At 48.4% G+C, this 24,162-nt stretch carries 22 protein-coding genes and 1 other RNA gene; 4 read left to right on the top strand and 19 right to left on the bottom strand.

Going from position 1 to position 24,162, the window contains the following annotated elements:
* Positions 1 to 2 precede the first annotated feature (2 nt).
* The gene (locus MNO13_RS03780) at positions 3 to 581 is read right to left on the bottom strand and encodes a YecA/YgfB family protein (protein ID WP_064543623.1); all 579 of its coding nucleotides are present in this window, start codon (positions 579 to 581) and stop codon (positions 3 to 5) included.
* Positions 582 to 749: 168 nt separating this feature from the next.
* Between MNO13_RS03780 and zapA the strand changes: the two genes are divergently transcribed.
* The 3 genes from zapA (at position 750) to MNO13_RS03765 (ending at position 1,926) form a co-directional block, all read left to right on the top strand.
* Positions 750 to 1,079 (top strand): cell division protein ZapA, encoded by a 330-nt coding sequence (gene zapA, locus MNO13_RS03775; protein WP_034498319.1) that lies wholly within the window; start codon positions 750 to 752, stop codon positions 1,077 to 1,079.
* A 41-nt stretch (positions 1,080 to 1,120) separates the two neighbouring features.
* A non-coding RNA gene (ssrS, locus tag MNO13_RS03770) (6S RNA) lies at positions 1,121 to 1,304 on the top strand.
* Between the two features lie 25 nt (positions 1,305 to 1,329).
* On the top strand, positions 1,330 to 1,926 hold the full coding sequence (locus MNO13_RS03765; protein ID WP_064543621.1) for a 5-formyltetrahydrofolate cyclo-ligase: 597 nt from the start codon (positions 1,330 to 1,332) through the stop codon (positions 1,924 to 1,926).
* A 2-nt stretch (positions 1,927 to 1,928) separates the two neighbouring features.
* On the opposite strand, the gene MNO13_RS03760 is transcribed toward MNO13_RS03765, so the two are convergent.
* The 3 genes from MNO13_RS03760 to rpiA all read right to left on the bottom strand — a co-directional run bounded on the left by MNO13_RS03760 (position 1,929) and on the right by rpiA (position 4,958).
* Positions 1,929 to 2,540, bottom strand: a complete 612-nt coding sequence (locus tag MNO13_RS03760; RefSeq protein WP_064543619.1) for a DUF2238 domain-containing protein — start codon at positions 2,538 to 2,540, stop codon at positions 1,929 to 1,931.
* A 116-nt stretch (positions 2,541 to 2,656) separates the two neighbouring features.
* Positions 2,657 to 3,895: a phosphoglycerate dehydrogenase gene (serA, locus tag MNO13_RS03755; protein WP_064543617.1), complete on the bottom strand. Its 1,239-nt coding sequence runs from the start codon at positions 3,893 to 3,895 to the stop codon at positions 2,657 to 2,659.
* Positions 3,896 to 4,298: 403 nt separating this feature from the next.
* Positions 4,299 to 4,958 (bottom strand): ribose-5-phosphate isomerase RpiA, encoded by a 660-nt coding sequence (gene rpiA / locus MNO13_RS03750; RefSeq protein ID WP_064543615.1) that lies wholly within the window; start codon positions 4,956 to 4,958, stop codon positions 4,299 to 4,301.
* 167 nt (positions 4,959 to 5,125) lie between these two features.
* Between rpiA and argP the strand changes: the two genes are divergently transcribed.
* Positions 5,126 to 6,025 carry a DNA-binding transcriptional regulator ArgP gene (gene argP / locus MNO13_RS03745; RefSeq protein WP_133522217.1) on the top strand — a complete coding sequence of 300 codons (900 nt, stop codon included), beginning with the start codon at positions 5,126 to 5,128 and terminating at the stop codon, positions 6,023 to 6,025.
* A gap of 417 nt (positions 6,026 to 6,442) precedes the next feature.
* On the opposite strand, the gene MNO13_RS03740 is transcribed toward argP, so the two are convergent.
* The 15 genes from MNO13_RS03740 to MNO13_RS03670 form a co-directional block, all read right to left on the bottom strand.
* Positions 6,443 to 7,186 carry an oxidative stress defense protein gene (locus MNO13_RS03740; RefSeq protein ID WP_064543611.1) on the bottom strand — a complete coding sequence of 248 codons (744 nt, stop codon included), beginning with the start codon at positions 7,184 to 7,186 and terminating at the stop codon, positions 6,443 to 6,445.
* A 108-nt stretch (positions 7,187 to 7,294) separates the two neighbouring features.
* Complete coding sequence (gene argO / locus MNO13_RS03735) at positions 7,295 to 7,930, bottom strand: arginine exporter ArgO (protein ID WP_064543610.1); 636 nt, start codon at positions 7,928 to 7,930, stop codon at positions 7,295 to 7,297.
* A gap of 134 nt (positions 7,931 to 8,064) precedes the next feature.
* The gene (locus tag MNO13_RS03730) at positions 8,065 to 8,925 is read right to left on the bottom strand and encodes a small-conductance mechanosensitive channel MscS (RefSeq protein ID WP_064543608.1); all 861 of its coding nucleotides are present in this window, start codon (positions 8,923 to 8,925) and stop codon (positions 8,065 to 8,067) included.
* 488 nt (positions 8,926 to 9,413) lie between these two features.
* Complete coding sequence (gene pflB, locus MNO13_RS03725) at positions 9,414 to 11,708, bottom strand: formate C-acetyltransferase (protein ID WP_241939537.1); 2,295 nt, start codon at positions 11,706 to 11,708, stop codon at positions 9,414 to 9,416.
* A gap of 29 nt (positions 11,709 to 11,737) precedes the next feature.
* Complete coding sequence (gene tdcD / locus MNO13_RS03720) at positions 11,738 to 12,946, bottom strand: propionate kinase (protein WP_064543605.1); 1,209 nt, start codon at positions 12,944 to 12,946, stop codon at positions 11,738 to 11,740.
* 41 nt (positions 12,947 to 12,987) lie between these two features.
* Positions 12,988 to 14,319, bottom strand: coding sequence for a threonine/serine transporter TdcC (gene tdcC / locus MNO13_RS03715; RefSeq protein ID WP_064543604.1), 1,332 nt, complete (start codon positions 14,317 to 14,319; stop codon positions 12,988 to 12,990).
* A gap of 87 nt (positions 14,320 to 14,406) precedes the next feature.
* Positions 14,407 to 15,393, bottom strand: a complete 987-nt coding sequence (tdcB, locus tag MNO13_RS03710; RefSeq protein WP_064543602.1) for a bifunctional threonine ammonia-lyase/L-serine ammonia-lyase TdcB — start codon at positions 15,391 to 15,393, stop codon at positions 14,407 to 14,409.
* 101 nt (positions 15,394 to 15,494) lie between these two features.
* Positions 15,495 to 16,433, bottom strand: coding sequence for a transcriptional regulator TdcA (tdcA, locus tag MNO13_RS03705; RefSeq protein WP_064543600.1), 939 nt, complete (start codon positions 16,431 to 16,433; stop codon positions 15,495 to 15,497).
* Between the two features lie 519 nt (positions 16,434 to 16,952).
* Positions 16,953 to 18,029, bottom strand: a complete 1,077-nt coding sequence (fbaA, locus tag MNO13_RS03700; RefSeq protein ID WP_064543598.1) for a class II fructose-bisphosphate aldolase — start codon at positions 18,027 to 18,029, stop codon at positions 16,953 to 16,955.
* Positions 18,030 to 18,131: 102 nt separating this feature from the next.
* Positions 18,132 to 19,295 carry a phosphoglycerate kinase gene (gene pgk / locus MNO13_RS03695; protein ID WP_064543596.1) on the bottom strand — a complete coding sequence of 388 codons (1,164 nt, stop codon included), beginning with the start codon at positions 19,293 to 19,295 and terminating at the stop codon, positions 18,132 to 18,134.
* Positions 19,296 to 19,344: 49 nt separating this feature from the next.
* Complete coding sequence (gene epd, locus MNO13_RS03690) at positions 19,345 to 20,364, bottom strand: erythrose-4-phosphate dehydrogenase (RefSeq protein WP_064543594.1); 1,020 nt, start codon at positions 20,362 to 20,364, stop codon at positions 19,345 to 19,347.
* 317 nt (positions 20,365 to 20,681) lie between these two features.
* Positions 20,682 to 21,389 carry a nucleoside/nucleotide kinase family protein gene (locus MNO13_RS03685; protein WP_064543592.1) on the bottom strand — a complete coding sequence of 236 codons (708 nt, stop codon included), beginning with the start codon at positions 21,387 to 21,389 and terminating at the stop codon, positions 20,682 to 20,684.
* Positions 21,386 to 21,895: an MltR family transcriptional regulator gene (locus MNO13_RS03680; protein WP_064543590.1), complete on the bottom strand. Its 510-nt coding sequence runs from the start codon at positions 21,893 to 21,895 to the stop codon at positions 21,386 to 21,388. Before MNO13_RS03680 ends, MNO13_RS03685 begins: the two co-directional genes overlap by 4 nt.
* A gap of 15 nt (positions 21,896 to 21,910) precedes the next feature.
* Positions 21,911 to 22,882: a class II fructose-bisphosphatase gene (glpX, locus tag MNO13_RS03675; protein WP_064543588.1), complete on the bottom strand. Its 972-nt coding sequence runs from the start codon at positions 22,880 to 22,882 to the stop codon at positions 21,911 to 21,913.
* A 2-nt stretch (positions 22,883 to 22,884) separates the two neighbouring features.
* On the bottom strand, positions 22,885 to 24,159 hold the full coding sequence (locus MNO13_RS03670; RefSeq protein WP_064543586.1) for a zinc-binding dehydrogenase: 1,275 nt from the start codon (positions 24,157 to 24,159) through the stop codon (positions 22,885 to 22,887).
* Between the last annotated feature and the right edge of the window lie 3 nt (positions 24,160 to 24,162).

Genomic DNA, 24,162 nt, shown 5'->3' with positions numbered 1-24,162 from the left:
TTTTAGTGTAGCGTTGGTTTTTGCACTTCTGGCGCGGTCGGAACCGGGCGGGTAAAGGTGTCGTGACACAGCAATGCCGCCACGCGCACGTACTCGACGATCTCTTCGAGCGACATTTCCAGCTCTTCTTGATCTTCGTCTTCGTCGTAACCCAATTGCGCGATGTTACGCAAATCGTCGATAGCTTCACCGGTTTCACCGGTCACTTTATCGAGCTTAGGTTGCGTGACACCCAGGCCAAGTAAGAAATGGTTTACCCACCCCGCCAGCGCATCAGCTCGCTGGAATACCGTTACGTCGTCGCCATCTGGCAGGTAAAGCTGGAACAGAAAACCGTCATCTTCAAGCGAATCACCGGTTGCACCATGCATCTGGCGCAGAGTATCCGCAAGGTTTTGGCTGAAGGCCAGGCCTTCGTTTGTCAGGTCATGAAGCAGCGGTTGCCAGCTGGTGTCTTGATTACCACCGCATAGCATACCGCTGATTAAGCCGTGCATTTCTGAAGGCGTCATACCGACACCTTGTTGGTTCAATAGTTGGCCGACTAAGTCGTAGTCAGGCATAGTGTTCTGTATAGACATGCGCATTCGCCATCGTTGGCTGTGAGAGTTCATGTTATGCTACCACCAGGGACCCCAAGGCACCAGAAAAGGGCTTGTATCTTCATTTCGGGATAGCTATAGTGACGCCCCTTTCGTAGCCTGGCACAGGTTAGCGAGAGGCAGGCGAGTTAACAGCAGGAAGGTGGCATGTCTGCACAACCAGTCGATATCCAAATTTTCGGTCGTTCATTGCGCGTGAATTGTCCGCCTGAACAACAGGATGCACTGAATCTTGCGGCTCAAGAGCTTGATCAGCGGTTGCAAGATTTAAAAGTTCGCACTAGAGTCACAAATACTGAGCAGTTAGTTTTCATCGCAGCATTGAACATTTGCTACGAATTGGCTCAGGAAAAATCGAAAACCCGCGACTACGCTTCTAACATGGAAGAACGTATTCGGATGTTACAGCAGACCATCGAACAAGCGTTGCTTGAGCAAGGTCGCATAACTGAAAGACAGGGTCCAAATTTTGAATAACACTTCACGGTTACCTATGGTAGAGTAACTTTGAAGACCAAATTTCTCTGAGATGTTTGCATGCGGGCCAGTCCCCTGAGCCGATATTTCATACCACAAGAATGTGGTGCTCCAGATTCTGTGAGCATGCTCGGTCCGTCCGAGAAGCCTGATGATTCTGACGCTGCATTCACCTTGAACCAAGGGTTCAAGGGTTACAGCCTGCGGCGGCATCTCGGAGATTCCCTCTTTCTACCAACCAGTCATCGCTATGACGAAAATTCAGCTAATTCCATCGCTTCGACAAGAAATCAGACAACACATTCGGCAACGACGCCGTGCGCTTACCCCCACTGAACAACAACACTTTGCTCATCTTGCAGCCGAACGAATGCTGGCATATCAGCCGGTAACCGATGCCGGTACCGTCGCCCTGTTTTTGTCATTTGATGGCGAACTGGACACCACACCACTCATCCGTGCGTTATGGCGAGCAGGAAAATCGGTCTATCTACCGGTGCTTCATCCATTCAGCAAAGGCAACCTGTTGTTTTTGCGCTATAGCGAAAATAGCCATTTGGTGATGAATCGCCTGAAGATTCTTGAGCCGAAGCTTGATGTCCGTGATGTATTGCCGCTGGATAAACTGGATGTGCTGATTACGCCATTAGTCGCGTTTGATGAGCAAGGACAAAGGCTGGGAATGGGCGGTGGTTTCTACGACAGGACGTTGCAAAACTGGCAGCAGCATGGTTTGTGGCCGGTTGGGCTGGCACATGATTGCCAGCATGTTCCGGCCTTACCCGCTGAAGAGTGGGATATTCCCTTGCCCGCAGTGGTGACGCCATCGCGAGTTTGGGAATGGTAGCGTCAGGCGATACGCAGTTTGAGCAGTTGTTTGGTATGCCAGTATTGCAATATCAAGACCGTGGTCAGTGCGCCAAGAAGCGCACAAAACATATCTGATTGCGTGTCCCAAATATCACCCTGAGTCCCCAAAAACTCGTCAGCCCCCTGCCCCAATGCCAGCGCTGCCGCCCATTCAATCAGTTCATATACGGCACTGATGGCGAGTGCTATGCAGCACACCAGAAACGCGACCATTTTGCGCCCATGAACATAGCCACCACGAATCAAAATCTCACGTGCCGCCAGCGCAGGAACTAGCCCCTGGAAAAAATGGCCAAGCTTGTCATAGGGATTACGACTCAGACCCAACCACTCCTGAACCTCAAAACCCATCGGCACTTTGGCGTAGGTGTATAAACCGCCAACCATCAAAATAATGGCATGCAGGAAAATCAAAAAATAGAGCAATGGCGTAAGGGGAAAACGCGAGTGGGTCGCTAAAAGCAGAGGAACAATGATAATGACTGGAGTCACTTCCATCAGCCAGGTGAGCCGATCCGTAGTGCTAAACCCCGTATAGATGAGAATCAGCAGAAGTATAAAGGCACCGGATTTTAAGAATGTACTGGTCATGTAGCTTCGCCGTATGACTAAAAGCTTAACTATCAGTGGGACACGCGAAAAAAACAACTCTGGAAACGGATTTTAAGAGTCAAGTGGGGAGCCAGATTAGCTCCCCAATTATTTAATTAGTACAGCAGACGGGCGCGGATAGTCCCCGGAATCGCCTTCATCGATTTCAGCGCAGCTTCAGCAACATCTTCTTCGGCATCGACATCAATAACCACATAGCCCATCTGCGGAGTGGTTTGCAGATACTGAGCGGCGATGTTGATACCCTGCTCGGCAAAAATCTGGTTCAGCGCGGTCAAAATCCCCGGGCGGTTTTCGTGAATGTGCAGTAAACGGCTGGTGCTGCCACCGTGTAACGGCAGAGAAACTTCCGGGAAATTCACCGCAGAGAGTGTAGAACCGTTATCGGAATATTTAGCCAGTTTGCCAGCCACTTCCAGACCGATGTTTTCCTGTGCTTCCTGAGTCGAGCCGCCAATGTGCGGAGTCAGGATCACGTTATCAAACTCACACAGTGGCGAAGTGAATGGATCGCTGTTAGTTGCCGGTTCAGTCGGGAATACGTCGATTGCAGCACCTGCCAGATGCTTACGCGCCAGCGAATCACACAATGCAGGAATATCAACAACCGTGCCACGTGCGCAGTTGATCAGCAGTGCGCCCGGCTTCATCAGCGCCAGTTCGTTGACGCCAATCATGTTCTTGGTAGAGGCATTTTCAGGCACATGCAGACTCACCACATCGCTCATATTGAGCAGGTCAGAAAGATGCTGAACCTGAGTCGCGTTACCCAGCGTCAGTTTGTTTTCGATATCGTAGAAGTAAACGTGCATACCCAGCGCTTCAGCCAGAATCCCCAACTGAGTCCCGATATGGCCGTAACCAATAATGCCGAGTTTTTTACCGCGTGCTTCATAAGAGCCAACCGCCAGTTTATTCCACACACCACGGTGTGCTTTGGCGTTAGCTTCCGGAACGCCACGCAGCAGTAATAGCAGTTGGCCGATAACCAGTTCAGCTACAGAACGCGTGTTAGAGAATGGGGCATTAAACACCGGAACGCCACGTTTAGCGGCAGCATCCAGGTCGACCTGGTTTGTACCAATACAGAAGCAGCCGACAGCCACCAGCCTTTCAGCCACGGCCAGAACATCTTCAGTTAAGTTGGTACGGGAACGCAGACCGATGAAATGCGCATCACGGATCGACTCTTTCAGGGCATCGCTGTCCAGCGCGCCTTTATGGTATTCGATGTTGGTATAGCCTGCTGCGCGAAGGTTATCCACGGCTTTCTGGTGTACACCTTCCACCAGCAGGAATTTAATCTTGTCTTTATCCAGTGATACTTTTGCCATTTCCCGACCCTATTTTTAGTACTGATGTTGTGCTGTGTGATAAGACACCCTTCTGCCAAAATATCAAAAAATACGGGCGGGGCAATATAAACGATTGCGCAGTCCGCAAAGCAAAAAAGGAATAAGCGGCATGGGGCAGCACAAAACTCTGAGTAGCAGAGAGAATCAGGAATGAACAGCAGGTGGTTGGCAGGAATGTGACATATGTCACCAAATTTAGCGTTAGATTATTTTGTCATTTTTTATATGGATATGGGGCGTATATACCCAAAATAATTCGAGTTGTTGGTAGGCGGCAAGTGAACAAATCCCGATGAGCTTACTCAGGTAAGTGATTCGGGTTTGTGAGTGCAGCCAACACCCCTGCAACTTGAAGTATGACGGGTATAAAACGCCCCCCAGATCATTTCACAATGGTTTTCACACCATCAGCAGTACCAATCAACGCAACATCCGCACCACGGTTAGCAAACAGCCCCACGGTGACCACGCCAGGCAAGCCGTTAATCGCATTTTCGAGCGCGATAGGCTCAACGATGCTGAGGCCGTAAACATCAAGAATGATGTTGCCGTTATCGGTTACTACGCCCTGGCGGTATTCCGGGCGACCGCCCAGCTTGACCAGTGCGCGCGCCACGCAACTACGAGCCATTGGAATCACTTCCACTGGCAGTGGGAAGTTACCCAGGATGCCCACCTGCTTGGACGAATCGGCGATACAAATAAACTTTTCCGCGACAGACGCGATGATCTTTTCGCGGGTCAGTGCTGCACCGCCGCCTTTAATCATTTGCATCTGGCCGTTGATCTCATCTGCACCATCGACATAGATACCGAGGGTATCCACTTCGTTGAGATCGTAAACAGTGATACCAAGGCTTTTCAGTTTGGCGGTGGAAGCGTCGGAGCTAGAAACGGCACCATCAATCTGATGTTTGATAGTCCCAAGAGCATCAATAAAGTGCGCGGCGGTTGAGCCGGTACCCACACCAACGATAGTGCCTGGTTGCACGTATTGTAATGCTGCCCAGCCGACTGCTTTTTTCAGTTCATCCTGCGTCATGGTTAATTGCCTGTGCTGTGAAAACTGACGCGCATTATAGAGCAAGCCGCCAAAAAATGTCCTGCGATTGGCGCAGAACTCGGACGAACATTGCGGATTTGGTCTGGATCAGCGGCAAATTTATGTCATAGTGCAGCCATAACAAAAACAGGAGTCAGCAAACAACAATGAAACGCCCGGACTATAGAACGCTACAGGCGTTGGATGCCGTAATTCGTGAACGAGGGTTTGAGCGCGCCGCTCAAAAACTCTGTATTACTCAATCCGCCGTCTCGCAACGTATCAAGCAACTGGAAAATATGTTCGGCCAGCCATTGTTAGTACGCACTGTTCCGCCTCGTCCAACCGAGCAAGGGCAAAAGTTGCTGGCATTACTGCGTCAAGTCGAACTGCTTGAAGAAGAGTGGCTGGGCGATGAACAAACCGGTTCTACCCCGCTGCTGCTGTCACTTGCGGTCAACGCCGACAGCCTGGCAACCTGGTTGCTGCCTGCTTTAGCGCCGGTTCTGGCCGACTCCCCTATTCGTCTGAATCTTCAGGTTGAAGATGAAACCCGAACCCAGGAACGCCTGCGCCGTGGTGAAGTGGTTGGCGCGGTTTCTATTCAACCACAGCCATTGCCAAGCTGCCTGGTCGACAGACTTGGAGCGCTGGATTATCTGTTTGTCGGTTCGAAAGACTTTGCCGCACGTTATTTCCCGAACGGAGTTACCCGCTCGGCACTGTTAAAAGCCCCTGCCGTGGCGTTCGACCATCTCGATGATATGCACCAGGCGTTCTTACAACAGAACTTCGATCTGTCGCCGGGTAGCGTCCCGTGCCACATCGTTAACTCATCGGAAGCGTTTGTACAATTGGCACGTCAGGGCACCACATGCTGCATGATCCCGCATCTGCAAATCGAAAGAGAGCTGAAAAACGGCGAATTGATCGACCTGACGCCAGGCTTGATGCAGCGCCGCATGCTGTACTGGCACCGCTTCGCACCAGAAAGCCGCATGATGAGAAATGTCACCGACGCGCTGCTTGAGTACGGGCATAAGGTTTTGAGGCAGGACACTGAATAGAAAAAGGCCGCAATCCAATAGCGGCCTTTTTTTTGTCGGATGGCGCTAACGCTTATCCGACCTACGATTTTACGATTTTGTAGGGTGGATAAGCGCAAGCGTCATCCGACCAACAATTTTGCGATTTTGTAGGGTGGATAAACGCAAGCATCATCCGACCAACAATTTTGCGCTTTTGCAGGGTGGATAAACGCAAGCGTCATCCGACCAACAATTTTGCGCTTTTGCAGGGTGGATAAGCGCAAGCATCATCCGACCAACAATTTTGCGCTTTTGTAGGGTGGATAAGCGCAAGCATCATCCGACCAACAATTTTGCGCTTTTGCAGGGTGGATAAGCGCAAGCATCATCCGACCAACAATTTTGCGCTTTTGTAGGGTGGATAAGCGCAAGCGTCATCCACCATCTATCAATGTCTTACTGTGCTGCTGGGGCTGTAGCCGGAGCGGAAGCCGCTCCCAGTTCAAACACCACATCAACCTGGTCATCAAACTGAATAGTCTGCTGATCGTAGGTATCCTGAGCAGAAACTGGTGCAGCTGCGTCAGCTTTCATCATCCGCACCATCGGCGCCGGCTGATAGTTAGAAACATGATAACGCACGCTATATACCGGCCCCAGCTTACTGTTGAAGCCTTCGGCTAACAGTTTCGCCTGACGAGATGCATCGTCGATAGCCGCTTTACGCGCTTTATCTTTGTATTGTTCTGGGTTTGCTACACCAAGCGATACGGAACGAATTTCGTTCAGACCCGCTTTCAGCGCGCCATCAAGCAACTCGTTCATTTTGTCGAGTTTACGCAGTGTGACTTCAACCTGACGCACGGCACGATAGCCTTTCAGCTGCGTTTTGCCATCTTTCAGATATTCGTATTCTGGTTGAGTGCGCAGGTTGGCAGCATTGATGTCTTTCTTCTCGACACCACTTTGCTGCAAGAAGGTCAGATACTGTGCAACGCGATCGTCAGCTTGTTTCTTAGCGGATACCGCATCTTTAGCAGACACATTGACTTCAATGGCGAGCGTGGCAATGTCAGGAACAGCATCCACGCTTGCAGTGCCGGATGTTACGATATGCGGGCCATTTGGCAACTCATCGGCCAATGCCGGAACCGAACCAAATCCAACTAAAGCGGCTAATGCCAGAGTTTTCAACTTCACTGTAATACCTCCATGCTACATTCCACTGTCATTCCGCCCGTAAAATCCACGGGCGTCTGGCAGCAAGCTTAGCCTGTAATGGTAACTTGTCTATCGGATTAAGGCGAATTAGCCTATCAGCGAAGAAATATGGTGCACCCCATCCGCCGCCAGTTGCAATGCGATAAACCACATCACCAACCCGACAACGCCGTTAATAATACGCTGCGCTTTAGCAGTGCGTAACCGGGGAGCAAGCCAGGCGGCGAGAAGGGCCAGGCCGTAGAACCACAGAATTGATGCACTCACGGTACCCAACGCAAACCAACGCTTTGGTTCATCGGCCAGTTGCCCACCGAGGCTACCGAGCACTACAAAAGTATCCAGATAAACATGCGGATTAAGCCAGGTGACAGCCAGCACAGTGGCGACAATTTTCCAGCGTCCCTGTTTCAGAACTTCCGCTGAAGCCAGTTCCACGCTGCTGCTCATCGCGGTACGCAACGCGCCCCAACCGTACCACAGCAAAAATGCCACGCCGCCCCAGGTCACAATGGCCAGCAACCACGGTGACTGCATCAACAGCGCGCTACCGCCAAAGATACCAGCACAAATCAGCAGCAAATCGCTGATTGCACAAAGCGAAGCAATCATCAGATGGTATTGGCGACGAATCCCCTGGTTCATAACAAAAGCGTTTTGCGGCCCGAGAGGCAGAATTAACGCAGCACCCAATGTAAGACCTTGAAAGAAATAAGATAACACGGTGATTTACTCTTCAATTTGTATCAATTGAAGAAGAGTTTAGTGGGGAAATATTATTAGAGGAAATGGATAATTTTAATGGTTTATAAGCAGAACTAATAAAACAGGGGCCAGCCGAAGCTGGCCCAGAAAAATCACTCTTGCGCAGGTTCTTTCACGCGTTTGAAATTCACATCCATTTGCGGGTAAGGGAAGCTGATCCCTTGCGCATCAAACTCACGTTTAACACGTTCCAGCACATCCCAATAGACGTTTTGCAGATCGCTGCTGTTGCTCCAGGCACGCACCACAAAATTAATCGCAGAAGGCCCAAGCTCATTAAGTCGCACGGTAATATCCCGGTCTTTCAGCACACGCTCATCACTAGTGATGATGTCGGTCAGAATTTGTTTAACCTTGTCGATATCCGAATCGTATGCCACACCGATGATGAATTCGTTGCGGCGCACCGGTTCGCGGGAGAAGTTAATGATATTCCCGGCGATAATTTTGCCGTTTGGCACGACGACAATCTTGCCATCCAGTGTGCGTAACGTGGTGGAGAAAATCTGCACATTCAGTACCGAGCCTGCAATACCGCCGAGATCGACATACTCGCCCGCACGGAATGGACGGAAGGTAACCAGCAGTACGCCAGCCGCCAGGTTAGAGAGCGAACCTTGCAGCGCCAGGCCGATGGCCAAACCTGCGGCACCCAACACCGCGATGACGGACGCAGTCTGGACCCCCACGCGCCCTAAAGCGGCAATTAAAGTGAAAGCGATGATGCCGTAACGCACCAGAGCACAAAGGAAATCAGCTACAGTGGCATCAATACTACGCGCTACCATCACGCGGTTGATGGTATTGGAAACCACGCGAGCGACAATCATCCCGACGATAATAATCGCCAGTGCCGCCACAATGTTGACGGCATAGCTCAGCAGTAACGCCTGGTTGCGCACCAACCAGCCTCCGGCATTATTAATACTGTCTACTACGTTGAGATCTTCCATTCACTGTTCCTTGTCATTACCAAAATTCTGCGCCTCAAAGGCACAACAGAGACTTTAAAGATTAAACAAAACAATAGAATATGCCAACTTAGTCACAATTTTGCCACAAAAATGCAAAAAACCCCGCACAAGGCAGGGTTTCAGATTACTGACAAAGGGTGATAAATGTGTTTTGTAGGGTGGATAAGCGTTAGCGTCATCCACCATTTACGCCAGTTATGTCGGATGACGCTGCGCTTATCCGACCTACGAAGACGTTTGTCATCAGTCTCAAACCCCGCACAAGGCAGGGTTTCAGATTGCTGACAAAGGGTGATAAATGTGTTTTGTAGGGTGGATAAGCGTTAGCGTCATCCACCATTTACGCCAGTTGTGTCGGATGACGCTGCGCTTATCCGACCTACGAAGACGTTTGTCATCAGTCTCAAACCCCGCACAAGGCGGGGTTTAAAATGGCACTCACTTCTCTGCGATTTCAGGATGAGAGATTAAATCGAGTGCGTAAAGGTACGAGAAATCACATCCTGCTGCTGTTCACGCGTTAACGCATTAAAGCGCACCGCGTATCCAGAAACGCGAATGGTCAGCGTCGGGTAATTTTCTGGGTGCTCGACGGCATCCATCAGCATTTCACGGTTCATCACGTTAACGTTCAAGTGCTGCCCGCCCTCGGCTCTTACATCGTGATGGAAATATCCATCCAGCAGACCCACCAGGTTTAACTGGCGCACTGCGTCATCTCGTCCCAGCGCGGCAGGCACAATTGAGAAGGTGTAAGAGATGCCATCTTTCGCATAACTGAACGGAAGTTTAGCGACAGAGGTTAATGACGCGACCGCACCTTTACGATCCCTGCCGTGCATCGGATTTGCGCCCGGGGCAAATGGCATTCCGGCACGACGGCCATCTGGCGTGTTACCGGTTTTCTGTCCATACACCACGTTTGAGGTGATCGTCAGGATCGATTGTGTCGGCACCGCATTGCGATAGGTTGGCAGCGCCTGGATCTTCTTCATAAAGCGCTCAACCAGATCGCAGGCAATGGCATCAACGCGATCGTCATTATTACCATATTGCGGATATTCACCTTCAATAACGAAATCAACCGCCAGCCCAGTCTGGTCACGCACCGGTTTTACCGTGGCGTACTTAATCGCAGAAAGCGAATCCACCGCGACTGACAAACCGGCAATTCCACACGCCATAGTGCGATAAACATCTCTGTCGTGCAGTGCCATCAGCGACGCTTCGTAGCTGTATTTGTCGTGCATGTAGTGAATAAGATTGAGCGCAGTCACGTATTGCGTCGCCAGCCAGTCCATAAAGTGATCGAGGCTATTCATCACCTTGTCATAGTCCAGCACGTCATCCAGCAACATCGGCATTTTCGGCCCAACCTGGATTTTTAGCTTTTCGTCCATACCGCCGTTGATGCAATACAACAGCGTTTTTGCCAGGTTGGCACGTGCCCCGAAGAACTGCATCTGTTTGCCGATCACCATTGGGCTGACGCAGCAGGCAATAGCGTAGTCATCACTGTCAAAATCACAGCGCATCAGATCGTCGTTTTCGTACTGTAACGATGAAGTTTCGATGGACACTTTGGCCGCATAAACCTTGAACGGCTTCGGTAAAGCTTCCGACCACAGGATAGTCAGATTCGGTTCTGGTGCCGGCCCCATGGTGTAAAGCGTGTTCAAATAGCGGTAGGCGTTTTTGGTGACCAGTGTGCGCCCATCAAGCCCCATACCGCCGATAACTTCTGTCGCCCAAATTGGGTCGCCGGAGAACAGAGAGTCAAATTCCGGGGTACGCAGGAAACGCACCATACGGATCTTCATAATGAAATGATCGACTAACTCTTGTGCCTGAAGCTCTGTCAGCACACCCGCTTTGAGGTCACGCTCGATATAAATATCGATAAACGAGGTAGTGCGGCCCAGTGACATCGCCCCACCATTTTGTGATTTCACCGCGGCCAGGTAGGCAAAATAGAGCCACTGCAATGCTTCCTGCGCATTGCCTGCCGGACGAGAAATATCAAAGCCGTAATTTGCCGCCATTTCCTGAATTTGCAACAAAGCACGGCGATGCTCCGACAGCTCCTCGCGCAGACGGATGACATCCTCAAGCTTTTCACCGCGCTCCAGTTGATTTTGCAAGTCAGCAAACTGCAATTCACGTTCGCGCACTAAATAAGCGATGCCGTACAACGCCACGCGGCGATAGTCGCCAATAATGCGACCGCGCCCATAACCGTCCGGCAGGCCGGTCAAAACACCCGATTTGCGGCAGCGCAAAATATCTGGTGAGTAGACGTCAAACACCCCCTGATTATGTGTCTTACGCAACGAAGTAAACTGGTATTCGAAGTCTGAGTCCATTTCACGACCATAAGCTTCAAACGAGCTTTTGATCATGTTGATGCCGCCATACGGATGTAAGGCGCGTTTCAGCGGCTTGTCGGTTTGCAAACCGACGATTTTTTCATGTTCTTTGACGATGTAACCCGGAGCATGCGCAGTAATCGTCGTGGCAATATTGGTATCGAAATCGACTGGCGCATGGGTAGCATTTTCGATGCGAATGCCATCCATCACCTTTTCCCACAGTGCGGTGGTCGCCGGAGTTGCGCCCGCTAAGAATGATTCATCACCCTCATACGGCGTATAGTTCTGCTGGATAAAATCCCGAACATTAATTGCCGTTTTCCATTCAACGCCCGAGAATTGCTGCCAGGCATGGGAATAATTTTCGTTGGTAATATCAACATCCACTTTCATTACTTCATCCTCTGTACAACATTATTAATTCAGGCGTATTCCGTGATACGACATTCTTTTCCTAAATGCAGGGCATCAAGCGCAATCATTTTTTCTTCGTTAGTCGGAATTACCGCGCAAACGATGGCAGAGCTGTCGCTGGAAATAATTCGCTGCCCGATACGATTAGGTTGGTTATTTCTTTCAATATCCAGGTCGATACCAAATACACGCAACCGTTCTGCCACCAGGCGACGAATCAGTATTGAATTCTCACCAATACCACCGGTAAAAATAACGCCATCAAAATTATTTAACGAAGCAGCATGGGCGCCTATGGTTCGGGCAATGCGGTGAACAAAAGTTTTAATCGCTAATTGCGCACGCACATCGCCATCATGCCAGGCTTTTTCCAGAGTGCGCAAATCTGACGATAAACCCGAAAGACCCAGCAGGCCGGACTCTTTATTGACGACTTGTTCAAGGTCGTCCATCGATTGCTGGGTCTGACGAGCAAGCCAGGCCATTGCGCCAAAATCCACGTCTCCGCAACGGGTGCCCATAATCAGCCCCTCGAGCGGTGTCATACCCATTGAGGTATCAACGCTTTCACCATTTTGAACCGCACAAACCGAAGCTCCATTTCCTAAGTGAGCAATCACCAACCCTGAATTTACTGGGTTCAAGCCAGGTAACTCACCCGCTTGCTGGGAGACATAGCGATGCGACGTGCCGTGGAACCCATAACGGCGAACCCCGTACTCTTCAAAATAGCGGTATGGCAGGCCGTACAGATAAGCTTCAGGCTTTAATGTCTGATGGAAACTGGTATCAAATACCGCGACCTGTGGAACATCCGGGAAACGAGTCCGCGCAGATTCCACCCCGTGTAAATTGGCGTAATTGTGCAATGGTGCCAACGGTGAAACCTGGCGAATCTGTTCTATAACCTCATCGGTAATTAAAACTGACTCACTAAATAAAGATCCACCGTGGGCAATACGGTGACCGACAAAAGCCACACTATCGATTAAATTCCGTATTTCAAGTTCAGCGGCTATTGCAGAAAGCGCTTCTTCATAATTCTGGTGAGCCAGAATAACTGGCTCTCCAGAATTGACCGTTAAAAAAGCTTTCTCAGTATTAATACCCTCACAAATTCCGGCTAAAAGTACATCGCAAGTTTCTGCATCTAATACTGAGAACTTAACCGAAGAAGAACCACAGTTAATCGTCAACACTACCGGATAATCATTCATTTTTAAATCCCACTCATCCTGAGCCAATATACCCAAAATAATTAGATAAGCTTGTAAACAATATTAAGAATGGTCAGCAAACCAATTACTGTGACAAAAATGTTTTCAGTTTTTCCTTTATATTTCGCCAGCGCAGGTGTTTTGCGAATCGCATACATTGGCAGCAGGCAAAGCAGTGAAGCGATAATCGGTGCCCCCATGGCTTCGATTAAATCGAGGATGTTCGGGTTTGCGTAAGCCACAACCCAGGTCGACCCCATGATAAACACCATGCTGATGAGGTTGAGCTTCCCACCGGATACTTTGGTTTTATCCCCTTTGTAGCCAAACTTGAGGACCAGGCCATTGAGCCCTTCGAGGGTGCCAAGATAGTGACCAAAGAAGGATTTGAAAATTGCCACCAGAGCAATAATCGATGCGCCATATTCAAGCGTGGTGGCGAAAGTCGATTTTGTGCCAGACATTGAGGAGAAGTGGTTCGCCAGGTATGAAAGCACAGGAATGTTTTGCGCTTTGGCTTCCGCCATATTTTGTGGAGAAAGCGTGAACAGACAGCTAAAGGCGAAGAACATCACGACGGCAACCATCAGCATGCTGGCGCGAGAGATAATCTTCGAACATTTGTCTTCAGTGTACTGCTTGCCAAAATCTTGCTCATACTCTTCACGTTTGGAAACCACGAACGAAGAGACAATCGGTGAAAAGTTAAAGGAGAAGACCATGATGGAAATACCCAGCCATACGGTCACCAGAATGCCATCACTGCCGGTAAACGAAATATCACTTAGACTGACTTGATCGATAACCGCAGAGTTCCAGTAAGGAATCAGCGACACGGAGATCAAGATTAAGCAGGCAATGAAAGGGAACACCAAATAGCTCATCACTTTGACCATCAGGTCTTTGCCAAAGTAGATAACGAAAGCCATTAACAACAGCAGGAACAGTGCCACCACACCACGGTTAAGCGGCATGAGCTGGAGCTGGTTTTCCCAGAATGTCATGAAGGTGTTGGTGATGGTGACACCGTATATCCACAACAATGGGCAGATGGCGAAAAAGTACAGGAAGGTAATGACCACACCACCTGTTTTACCAAAATGTTCTTCAACTGTTTCAGTGATATTTCCGGAGGGATTGCTGCCTGAAAGACACAAACGCGCGAGCGCCCGGTGGCAATAGAATGCTATCGGAAAGGCAAGAAACAACATGATGAGAATTGGAATTAAACCGCCATAACCGGCACGAATAGGGAAAAATAAAACCCCGGCACCGATGGCCGTTCCAAATAAGCCTAATGTCCAGGTAGTGTCAGATTTGCGCCATTGCGATGTAACTTTTTGACCAACAAGTGTTGCATCTGTATTACTCATAATAAAATTCCTTTAAGTAATTTTATACGCGTTATATTTCAAGCTGCATCGCTATTATCTGTGATGCAGCTTTAATTATTAGGGGGATTAATCTACTGAGCCTGTAATCTGCGAAACACGCGAAAGGTCGATGTTCCCGCCAGAAATAATACTGACTGTCTTACGCCCTTTAATGTAGTGATCTAACTTGCCGCTTAATAATGCCGCAGTGGCTAATGCGCCAGCACCTTCAGTGACGACTTTATTACGTTGAATCAGTGCCACCATGCTATTACGAATATCATCTTCACTCACTAATACAATATCAGTCACTAACTTCTTGACAATTTCATAAGTGATTCGGCCAGGGCGCGCAACATCACAACCATCAGCTAAAGTACCTGATGTACGATGCGACATAAGCTCACCTTTATAGAACGAAGCTGCCATACCATGCACGTTTTCAGCCTGAACGCCGATGATATTAATTGTCGGGTTAATGGATTTAATCGCTAGCGCAATACCGGCAATTAAACCACCGCCGCCAATAGGTACAATCACGTTATCGACGTCGTATAAATCTTCGAGGATTTCGAGGCCGATAGTCCCCTGACCAGCAATCACTTTTTCATCGTCATACGGTGGAATGAAGATACGTCCTTCCATCTCAACGATTTCACTCACTTTGGCGATAGTGTCGTTGAAGTTATCGCCGTGCATCACAACTTCGGCAGAGTAGTCAGAGGTTGCGGCAACTTTAGATTTTGGTGCGCCATTAGGCATCACAACTTTGCCGTTAATACCAAGGATGGCACAAGATAGTGAAACACCCTGCGCGTGGTTACCTGCAGAACACGCTACTACTCCTTTGCTTTTTTCTTCTTCGGTTAAAGAACTCAGCTTATTAAAGGCACCGCGTATTTTAAATGAACCGGTACGCTGCATATTTTCAAACTTTAAAAATATTTCGCCCTTGCAGCATTCGCTAAGATAATTTGAGCGTGGCATTCCTGTTTTATAGATATAACCAGCAAGTCTTTTCTTTGCTTCTAGTACATCAATAATAGTGACAGGAAGTTCATAGTCGATATGCATGTTGACCTCAACATTTTAAAAACAGAAATATAGGCGGTGATAATATAATCAAATTATCACTGGGAATTGTTTATAGAATTCAGTTCAATTACTGAGTTTAATTAAGCTACTTCAGTTAATTGATTAAATTGAAACCGAGTACGTAATGAATGTTTTTTCGCAAGCTCAACTAATGTTGCTGCCGATTGAGTAATTCGATAATTTTTAGACCATACGGCGGCATAACGAGCGATGGGTAATTTATCTTCCACAGGGATTTTAATAAATGAGTTGGAGCCAAATGGAGAAATCATATCTCGTGGAATGACCGTCAGGAAATCAGCATTCAATACGAGATTATAAATCGTGACGACTGAGTCTGTTTTAACGATGTTTTCACTCTTAATATTATTTTTTTGCAGCGTGGTGAGAAGTTCACTGTAATATCCCATTTCCGTTTGCGGCAACACCCATTGTTCTTGCGTCAGATCGCTAAGCGTTGTTGTCCCTTGAATCTTCCGGGTTCGGTTCGCTACCAGAATGAACTCTGACTCAAACAATGGTTCGATATGCAGATCCTGTAACAACATCTCGTCGCTCAATGTACCAATCGCAAAATCCAGACGACCATCGCGGATTGCAGGTAAGAAAGAGGACAGTTGAGCTTCGAACATCGAAACCTGAGCCTGTGGGAAAACTTCTTTAAACTCTTTCATCATCCCTGGCAAAAAAGTAAAACCAATCAGAGAGGGGTAACCGAATGAAACATCGACCACACCGTTGCCGACCATTTGATTCATTTCACTACACAGATTTCTCAACTCACGTGTGATGGACTCTGAGTAAGTCAGTAGAACTTTGCCTGCTTCGGTTAATTTTACACCGGTATTTTTTCTGATGATAAGTTCTAAGCCAAAATAGGCTTCCATATCACTAATAATTTTGCTGACCGCAGGCTGAGTCAGACTAAGTTGTTTTGCAGCAGAACCAAATGAACCACTCCTCACCACTTCCTGAAAGACAAGCAACTGTTGTGTTTTAGGTAATGTATTATTGTCCATGAAGTTCTGCGCCTAATTAATTTCCATGCCGCAGATCATAACGAATAGTGATACCGATGTTATGTGGCTTGACTCACAAATACTCGACCATCAATTGCATACAAAGCAGTCAAATAAAAAATATCATTTAAAAACAATGAATTACAGAATGGCGATCTGCCCTTAACATGATGAATATCAACCTTATATACCCTGATAAAATAAAGTTATGGAGATAATTTAAACATATAAGCTTAAATAAGCCGCTGTTTATGCTGTTTTTTATTATGGCAAGAGAAGATTTATCTTAAGTGGACTTCACGATATTAAACTAATTTTGTTATTTTTAAAATTTAATTAATGAAAGCTCTAATAATATTTGAATGTGTATTTAAGTAAGATTTTTTATATAAAAATTAATAAAAGTGAATATGGATCGATATTTCAATAATAAATCTTGAGATAAAAGCGATTGCGCTCTCATCGTGATAGAAAAAGCCCGCACGAGGCGGGCTTGATTCAAGCATTGACTGCTTCAAATTACAGAACGTCGATCGCGTTCAGTTCTTTGAATGCTTGCTCCAGACGGGTGATCATAGAAGTCTGAGCAGAACGCAGCCATACACGTGGATCGTAGTATTTCTTGTTCGGTTGGTCTTCGCCTTTCGGGTTGCCCAACTGGCCTTGCAGGTAAGCTTCGTTCGCTTTGTAGTAGTTCAGGATACCTTCCCATGTTGCCCACTGGGTATCGGTATCGATGTTCATTTTCACTACGCCGTAGCTTACGGAGTCTTTGATTTCTTGAGCAGAAGAACCAGAACCACCGTGGAATACGAAGTTCAGGCTGTTGTGCGGCAGATTATGTTTCTTAGAAACATAGTCCTGAGAATCGCGCAGGATAGTTGGGGTCAGAACCACGTTACCTGGTTTGTAAACGCCGTGAACGTTACCGAAAGAAGCCGCGATAGTGAAACGTGGGCTAATAGCATTCAGTTTTTCGTAAGCGTAATCAACGTCTTCTGGCTGAGTGTACAGAGAAGATGCGTCCATATGGCTGTTATCTACGCCATCTTCTTCGCCACCGGTGCAACCCAGTTCGATTTCCAGAGTCATGCCGATTTTAGACATACGCTCCAGATACTTAGAACAGATTTCGATGTTCTCTTCCAGGGACTCTTCTGACAGGTCAATCATGTGAGAAGAGAACAGTGGTTTGCCAGTTGCTGCGAAGTGTTTTTCGCCAGCGTCCAACAGGCCGTCTAACCATGGCAGCAGTTTCTTAGCGCAGTGGTCAGTGTGCAGAATAACTGGAACACCGTAATGTTCAGCCATCAGATGCACATGGTGCGCACCAGAGATACCACCGAGGATTGCAGCTTGTTGGCCTTCAGCTTTCAGGCCTTTACCCGCCATGAACGCTGCGCCACCGTTGGAGAACTGAACGATAACTGGTGCTTTAACTTTTGCAGCAGTTTCGATAACGGCGTTGATAGAGTCAGTGCCTACGCAGTTAACTGCTGGCAGAGCAAAATTGTTTTCTTTTGCTACCTGGAAAACTTTCTGTACGTCATCACCGGTGATAACACCTGGTTTTACGAAATCAAAAATCTTAGACATGTTTGGTTGTCCTGTATCGTCGGCCGTTAGAAAAAACGTTTGTGCCACCTAAGACTTAGCGGCGGCAAAAATTAAACGGGCAGGAGACCCTGCCCATCATCATTACTTCTTAGCGCGCTCTTCGAGCATAGCTACTGCTGGCAGAACTTTACCTTCCACGAATTCGAGGAATGCGCCGCCACCAGTGGAGATGTAGGAGATTTTGTCTGCAATACCGAACAGGTCGATAGCTGCCAGGGTGTCACCGCCGCCTGCAATAGAGAACGCTTCACTGTCAGCGATAGCGTTAGCAACGATTTCAGTACCTTTACGGAAGTTCGGGAATTCGAACACGCCAACCGGGCCGTTCCACAGAATGGTTTTTGCATTCTTCAGGATTTCAGCCAGTTGCTGCGCAGAAGCATCACCGATATCCAGAATCTGCTCGTCAGATTTCACGTCGTTTACAGATTTCAGAGTTGCAGTTGCAGTCTCAGAGAACTCAGTCGCTACGCGAACATCAGCAGGAACTGGGATGTCACAAATAGTCAGCAGGCGTTTAGCTTCGTCAACCAGGTCTGCTTCGTACAGGGATTTACCGACGTTGTGGCCTTGAGCTGCAACGAAGGTGTTCGCGATGCCACCACCAACAATCAGCTGGTCAGCAATTTTGGACAGGGAATCCAGAACGGTCAGTTTGGTAGAAACTTTAGAACCGCCAACGATAGCCACCATTGGGCGAGCAGGTTCTTTCAATGCTTTACCCAGTGCGCTCAGCTCTTCAGCCAGCAGCGGGCCTGCACAAGCGATATCTGCAAATTTGCCAACGCCGTGGGTAGAAGCCTGTGCACGGTGTGCAGTACCGAAAGCGTCCATGACGAATACGTCGCACAGTGCAGCGTATTTTTTAGACAGGGTTTCGTCGTCTTTCTTTTCGCCTTTGTTAAAGCGAACGTTTTCCAGAACAACCAGTTCACCCGCAGCAACTTCAACGCCATCAAGGTAATCTTTAGCCAGGCGAACCGGAGCAGACAATTTGTCTTTCAGGTAGTTAACAACCGGCAGCAGAGAGAATTCTTCGTTGTACTCGCCTTCAGTCGGACGACCCAGGTGAGAAGTTACCATCACTTTAGCGCCTTGTTTCAGGGCTAATTCGATAGTTGGCAGTGATGCACGGATACGTGCGTCAGATGTCACTTTCCCTTCTTTAACTGGTACGTTCAAATCTGCACGGATCAGAACACGTTTTCCAGCCAGATCCAGATCGGTCATCTTAATTACAGACATGGTGAATCCTCTCGTTGATTCTTAAAGTTTTGCGGACGCTTTATGCGCCTTACCTGAAACCACTTGCGGCCATGACTAACGTCGTGTCGAGCATTCGGTTAGCAAAGCCCCATTCGTTATCACACCAGACTAAAGTTTTAATCAGATGTTGCCCACTGACCCGCGTTTGTGTGCCATCAACAATGGCACTGTGCGGATCATGGTTAAAATCAGTCGAGACCAACGGTAATTCCGTATAGTCAACTATACCATGAAATGAATCACGTGCTTCTTTTTGCAGCAACCTATTGACTTCATTAGCATTGACTGCTTTTTTCACCGTCACGCTTAAATCGATCGCCGTGACGTTAATGGTCGGAACACGTACCGCAATCGCCTCGAAGCGATCGTTAAATTGCGGGAAAATACGTGTGATACCAGCAGCAAGACGCGTATCAACAGGAATAATAGACTGGCTGGCGGCACGTGTGCGGCGCAAGTCTGGATGATAGGCGTCGATAACTTGTTGATCGTGCATCGCGGAATGGATGGTGGTCACTGTGCCCCATTCAATACCGTACGCATCATCAAGCAATTTGATAATAGGAATAATGCAGTTTGTGGTGCAGGAAGCATTCGAAACAATGCGATGTTCAGCAACCACACTTTCATGATTCACACCGTAAACCACGGTGGCGTCGAGGTCGTTACCGCCGGGATGAGAGAAGAGGACTTTTTTGGCACCGGCTGCCAGATGCGCTTCACCGTCTGCACGGGAGCCAAACACACCGGTACAATCCAGCACCACATCCACGCCCAGTTCACGCCACGGTAAATCAGCAATATCCGGTTCGTGCAGAATACGGACGGTGTCATCACCTACCCATAACTGGTTGCGTTCCTGACGAACGTCCCAGGCGAAACGACCATGGCTAGTGTCATACTTCAACAGATGCGCCATGCCCGCAGCATCAGCCAGTTCATTGATTGCTACGACGGTAATTTCCGCACGGCGACCGGATTCGTACAATGCACGTACCACGTTGCGCCCAATGCGACCGAAGCCATTAATTGCTATGCGAACGGTCATATCTCTCCTGCCAGAATCCCTGAGACTAAGTGGCTGACAGAGTAATCCAGCAATCGTCTGAGGGGAATCCTCGCACTCTCGAAACTGCAATTGTTTGCTTAATTGTCGAACATTTATTCGACTGAAACGCTTCAGCCATGTTAAGCGATACGGGGAATAAATGGAACGTTACCCCATGACAGGCAACCGATCTTCTGACATACGTCACAAATTTGATGGAATAAATGCAACAAGAAACCCACGTTGAATGAATAACAACCAGCTATCAGCAGGAATAATGGAAATACCACAGAGTCGTTCACACGACCCTGCCGGTATCAATTGAGATGATAGCCACCCTGCTCATCCATAACTAACTGCATATCGGCAGACAGGCTTCCTTCGAGCACACGTAAAACATTCGGCCCATCAGTGGCGTGGAAAAATTCCTCCGCCTGCTCACGGCTCAAGCCGCCACGTATTTTTCGGCTAATCAATCGTTCGGAAAGCAATTCCGCAGGAGCAGCGATAAACACAGAAAAATCGCAAAGGGGGCGCAATGCCTGCCACTCTGGCTGATTGAGCAGCAGCCAATTGCCTTCAACCACCACAATGGGCGCTTCAACGGTAATCGCATTTTCCAGCGGATCGTGCAGATTACGATCGTACTGCGGCCAGCGACTGCCAGGCTTTTGCAGATCCTGCAATGCACCAGTTAGCTTCTGAATATTAAACGTTTGCGGTGCGCCTTTATGTTGCTTGAGATTGTTCGCAAGCAGATATTCGTTGTAGTGATGGAAGCCATCCATCGGTAAAGCCTGTATCGCAGGTAATGCCGGATCGAGCGAAGACAAATATTCCCAAAACGCCACCAGCGTTGACTTACCGGTGCCGGGTGGAGCCGCCAAAAATACCACCAGCCGACGCTGTAATTGCTTTTGCTTTGCGGCGAGTTGCTTTAATAAAGGCTTATGTAACGCTTCGACTTCTTGTTCTTTAAAACAGGCTTGTGTCTCTAATCCATTAATAATTAATGTGACTTTCACCAGACTAGCTCCTTCAATAATGAAGTCACCGCCAGAGATAACGCCGTTTTCACTAAGCCGCCATAACGCGCTTCGGAATAGATTGAGAAATCCGAATACTTCATGCTTTTTATTGCATTAAACAATGTCGCGTTTTGGGTAATCGAATTGAGGTTCGCAATAAAATCGTAAGTGACGTCATCATGAAACTGAATTGCCACTTTGCTGTGTTGCACAAAATCACAGAACTGGGAAAAACAGGTAATATCGGCATACAGCCATTTATCCATTTTCCCCAGCGCGTAAATCAGGCGCAGCGCAACGTCGATATCATCCAGCGGCCCACTTCTGGCAAGCAAAGGCTTAACCGCGTACTCAACGATCTCTTCATCATTATCAACAAATAACGAAGGTAGAAATTGCCTGATGCCGGAAAGCAAAATATCGTGCGCGACGCTCATAAATGAGGCCAAATCACTTTGCGCTTCCAGTTGTTCAAGTACTTCATCTTCGTTCAAGGTGGTCATTAATAGCTCAGTACATTAGAGGTGATGTAAAGAGTCTATAATATTACAGGTACGCTCTATACCATTAATCAAGAGCGTTTGAGTGCGTACAACATCACCTTCTTCGCGCACTCCCTGCAAAATATCCCCGCCGGTTACGCCGGTTGCGGAAAATAATACCTCGTCGCTTTTGACGATTTCATCAAGGCTGTAAATACGATTGATTTCGACGCCCATTTCACGGCAGCGGCGTTGCTCAGAATCAGCAATTTGGCGATGTTCAGGCGTCTCCCCTTTTGCCTGGCAGAAATCCATTAATTCCACCTGCATTTCGCCACCTAATGCTTTCACCGCACAGGCAGAAATTACGCCCTCTGGTGCGCCGCCAATGCTGTACATCACGTCGTATTGATTATCCAGCAAGCAAGTCATCACGCTTGCAGCCACGTCACCATCCGGTAATGCAATCACTTTCACGCCCAGGCTTGTAGCTTCGGCAATTATTGCCTGGTGGCGGGGTTTATCGAGGGTCACCATCCGCAAACGCTCCAGCGGTTTGCCGAGCGCGTTGGCAATATTTTTTAGGTTATCTGCGAGCGTTGCCGCAAGGCTAATCACCCCTTTGGCTTTCTTGCCCACCACGATTTTCTTCATATACATATCGGGGGCATGCAGCAAGGTACCAACCGGTGCGCAGGCCATCACCGCCAGCGCATTGTTTTGCCCCATCGCCACCATGCGCGTGCCTTCGATGGGGTCAACGGCGATATCGATTTGCCGGGAATCGCCCTTTCCTAACATCTCGCCGATATACAGCATCGGCGCGTGGTCAATCTCCCCTTCGCCAATGACAATCCGCCCCTGCATATCAATTTGATTAAGTGCATCACGCATTGCCTGCACAGCCACGCCATCAATCTGATTCTTATCGCCGCAGCCGATCAATGGCCAGGCTGCAAGCGCGGCCCGTTCCGTGGTGCGGAAAAATGGATAAGCCAGCGTTTTCATGGTTAGGCCTCCACACCGATATCAACGCCAAAATGGGCTAACAGATGCTTTTCCGCCGCTTCGTTCCAGACGCCGTGTGTTTCAGCCACCAGTTCGGCAAGGCGTTTAAATAATGGATCGGTTTCACCCAGGCTGGCGAATTCAGTGATTGCCGTCAGCGGCATGGTGACACCGTTGTAAATCAGCTTTTTACCGCCCGGGATATCCGGCAGATTCAGCACGGTTTCAGGAACCGCATCCAGGCCACCCACATGCGTAACCATAAACGAAGGCTGTAATCGCCCGCTGGCAGCAAGTTCAATGGCTTCAATCATGTCATCGGCGGAGCCGCCAGATGTGCCAACAATATGCGTGCTGCCGTAATGCACGTTGTAGAAATTAAACGGCACCTTGAAGTTTTTATCCGTTGGTCCGGCGAAGAAATTCAGGCAGCCGTCGTCAGCGAGCAGGTCATCACCCAGCTCAATCACCGCAGGTACGGCGGCATAAACGAAGACGTCATCAAAGCCCGTACCACCGGTCATCTCACGTAACGCCGCCGCAGGGTTATCCAGTTCTTTGCTGTTCACATACACCAACTCGATACCGTTTTTGGCCGCCAGCTCTACAGGCAAGAGTTTTTGTGCCTGTGCCAGTCTGGCTTCATCGATATCAACCACCACCACTTTGCCCGGTTTGATATTGCCGTTAATTGCATAATCAATGGCACCGATGCCCATCGGCCCGGCACAGGCTAATAATGCCAGGTTGCCACCGGGTTTAATTCCCATGCGATGTTCATAAACGTATTGCGTGGTGTGATAGTTCGCTTTATAAGCCCCAATAATACAGCACATTGGCTCCGCTAAAGAGGCGGCTGCAAAATATGATCCTCTATAAGGTAAAACACAGCCCAGATCGATAGCCTGTTTTGGGATAATCATATACGTGGCATTGCCACCGAAGTATTCATAGCTATAACCGGCTGAATATCCACTCGGCAAACCCATTGCCGGTTGTAATACATAACGCTGGCCTTTCTTATATTGGCCGAGAAGATTATTCCCGACTTCGACAATGACTCCTGCGCATTCATGCCCGGTAATTACTGGGTGGTTATTTAAATCATCTGGTACACGTTTATGGTCACTCGCCAGTAGCGCCGCTTTCCATGTTGATAAACACACGCTATCTGAAATAACGCTCACTAATAACTCATCATCAGTGATTGCCGGTAATTCAAACTCACGGATACGGACGTCCCGCTTGCCATAAATGGCTGCAACTTTAGTTTTCATAAG

The sequence above is a fragment of the Buttiauxella ferragutiae genome (assembly GCF_022637515.1).
Lineage (GTDB): Bacteria > Pseudomonadota > Gammaproteobacteria > Enterobacterales > Enterobacteriaceae > Buttiauxella > Buttiauxella ferragutiae.
Note: the sequence above shows the minus strand (reverse complement) of the source record. Positions and strands in the feature narration are given on the sequence as shown.

Bases quoted from the DNA above. Each gene is read 5' to 3' on its own strand.
- MNO13_RS03780 (WP_064543623.1), bottom strand. From the start codon at position 581: ATGTCTATACAGAACACTATGCCTGACTACGACTTAGTCGGCCAACTA.
- zapA (WP_034498319.1), top strand. From the start codon at position 750: ATGTCTGCACAACCAGTCGATATCCAAATTTTCGGTCGTTCATTGCGC.
- MNO13_RS03765 (WP_064543621.1), top strand. From the start codon at position 1,330: ATGACGAAAATTCAGCTAATTCCATCGCTTCGACAAGAAATCAGACAA.
- MNO13_RS03760 (WP_064543619.1), bottom strand. From the start codon at position 2,540: ATGACCAGTACATTCTTAAAATCCGGTGCCTTTATACTTCTGCTGATT.
- serA (WP_064543617.1), bottom strand. From the start codon at position 3,895: ATGGCAAAAGTATCACTGGATAAAGACAAGATTAAATTCCTGCTGGTG.
- rpiA (WP_064543615.1), bottom strand. From the start codon at position 4,958: ATGACGCAGGATGAACTGAAAAAAGCAGTCGGCTGGGCAGCATTACAA.
- argP (WP_133522217.1), top strand. From the start codon at position 5,126: ATGAAACGCCCGGACTATAGAACGCTACAGGCGTTGGATGCCGTAATT.
- MNO13_RS03730 (WP_064543608.1), bottom strand. From the start codon at position 8,925: ATGGAAGATCTCAACGTAGTAGACAGTATTAATAATGCCGGAGGCTGG.
- pflB (WP_241939537.1), bottom strand. From the start codon at position 11,708: ATGAAAGTGGATGTTGATATTACCAACGAAAATTATTCCCATGCCTGG.
- tdcD (WP_064543605.1), bottom strand. From the start codon at position 12,946: ATGAATGATTATCCGGTAGTGTTGACGATTAACTGTGGTTCTTCTTCG.
- tdcC (WP_064543604.1), bottom strand. From the start codon at position 14,319: ATGAGTAATACAGATGCAACACTTGTTGGTCAAAAAGTTACATCGCAA.
- tdcB (WP_064543602.1), bottom strand. From the start codon at position 15,393: ATGCATATCGACTATGAACTTCCTGTCACTATTATTGATGTACTAGAA.
- tdcA (WP_064543600.1), bottom strand. From the start codon at position 16,433: ATGGACAATAATACATTACCTAAAACACAACAGTTGCTTGTCTTTCAG.
- fbaA (WP_064543598.1), bottom strand. From the start codon at position 18,029: ATGTCTAAGATTTTTGATTTCGTAAAACCAGGTGTTATCACCGGTGAT.
- pgk (WP_064543596.1), bottom strand. From the start codon at position 19,295: ATGTCTGTAATTAAGATGACCGATCTGGATCTGGCTGGAAAACGTGTT.
- epd (WP_064543594.1), bottom strand. From the start codon at position 20,364: ATGACCGTTCGCATAGCAATTAATGGCTTCGGTCGCATTGGGCGCAAC.
- MNO13_RS03680 (WP_064543590.1), bottom strand. From the start codon at position 21,895: ATGACCACCTTGAACGAAGATGAAGTACTTGAACAACTGGAAGCGCAA.
- glpX (WP_064543588.1), bottom strand. From the start codon at position 22,882: ATGAAAACGCTGGCTTATCCATTTTTCCGCACCACGGAACGGGCCGCG.
- MNO13_RS03670 (WP_064543586.1), bottom strand. From the start codon at position 24,159: ATGAAAACTAAAGTTGCAGCCATTTATGGCAAGCGGGACGTCCGTATC.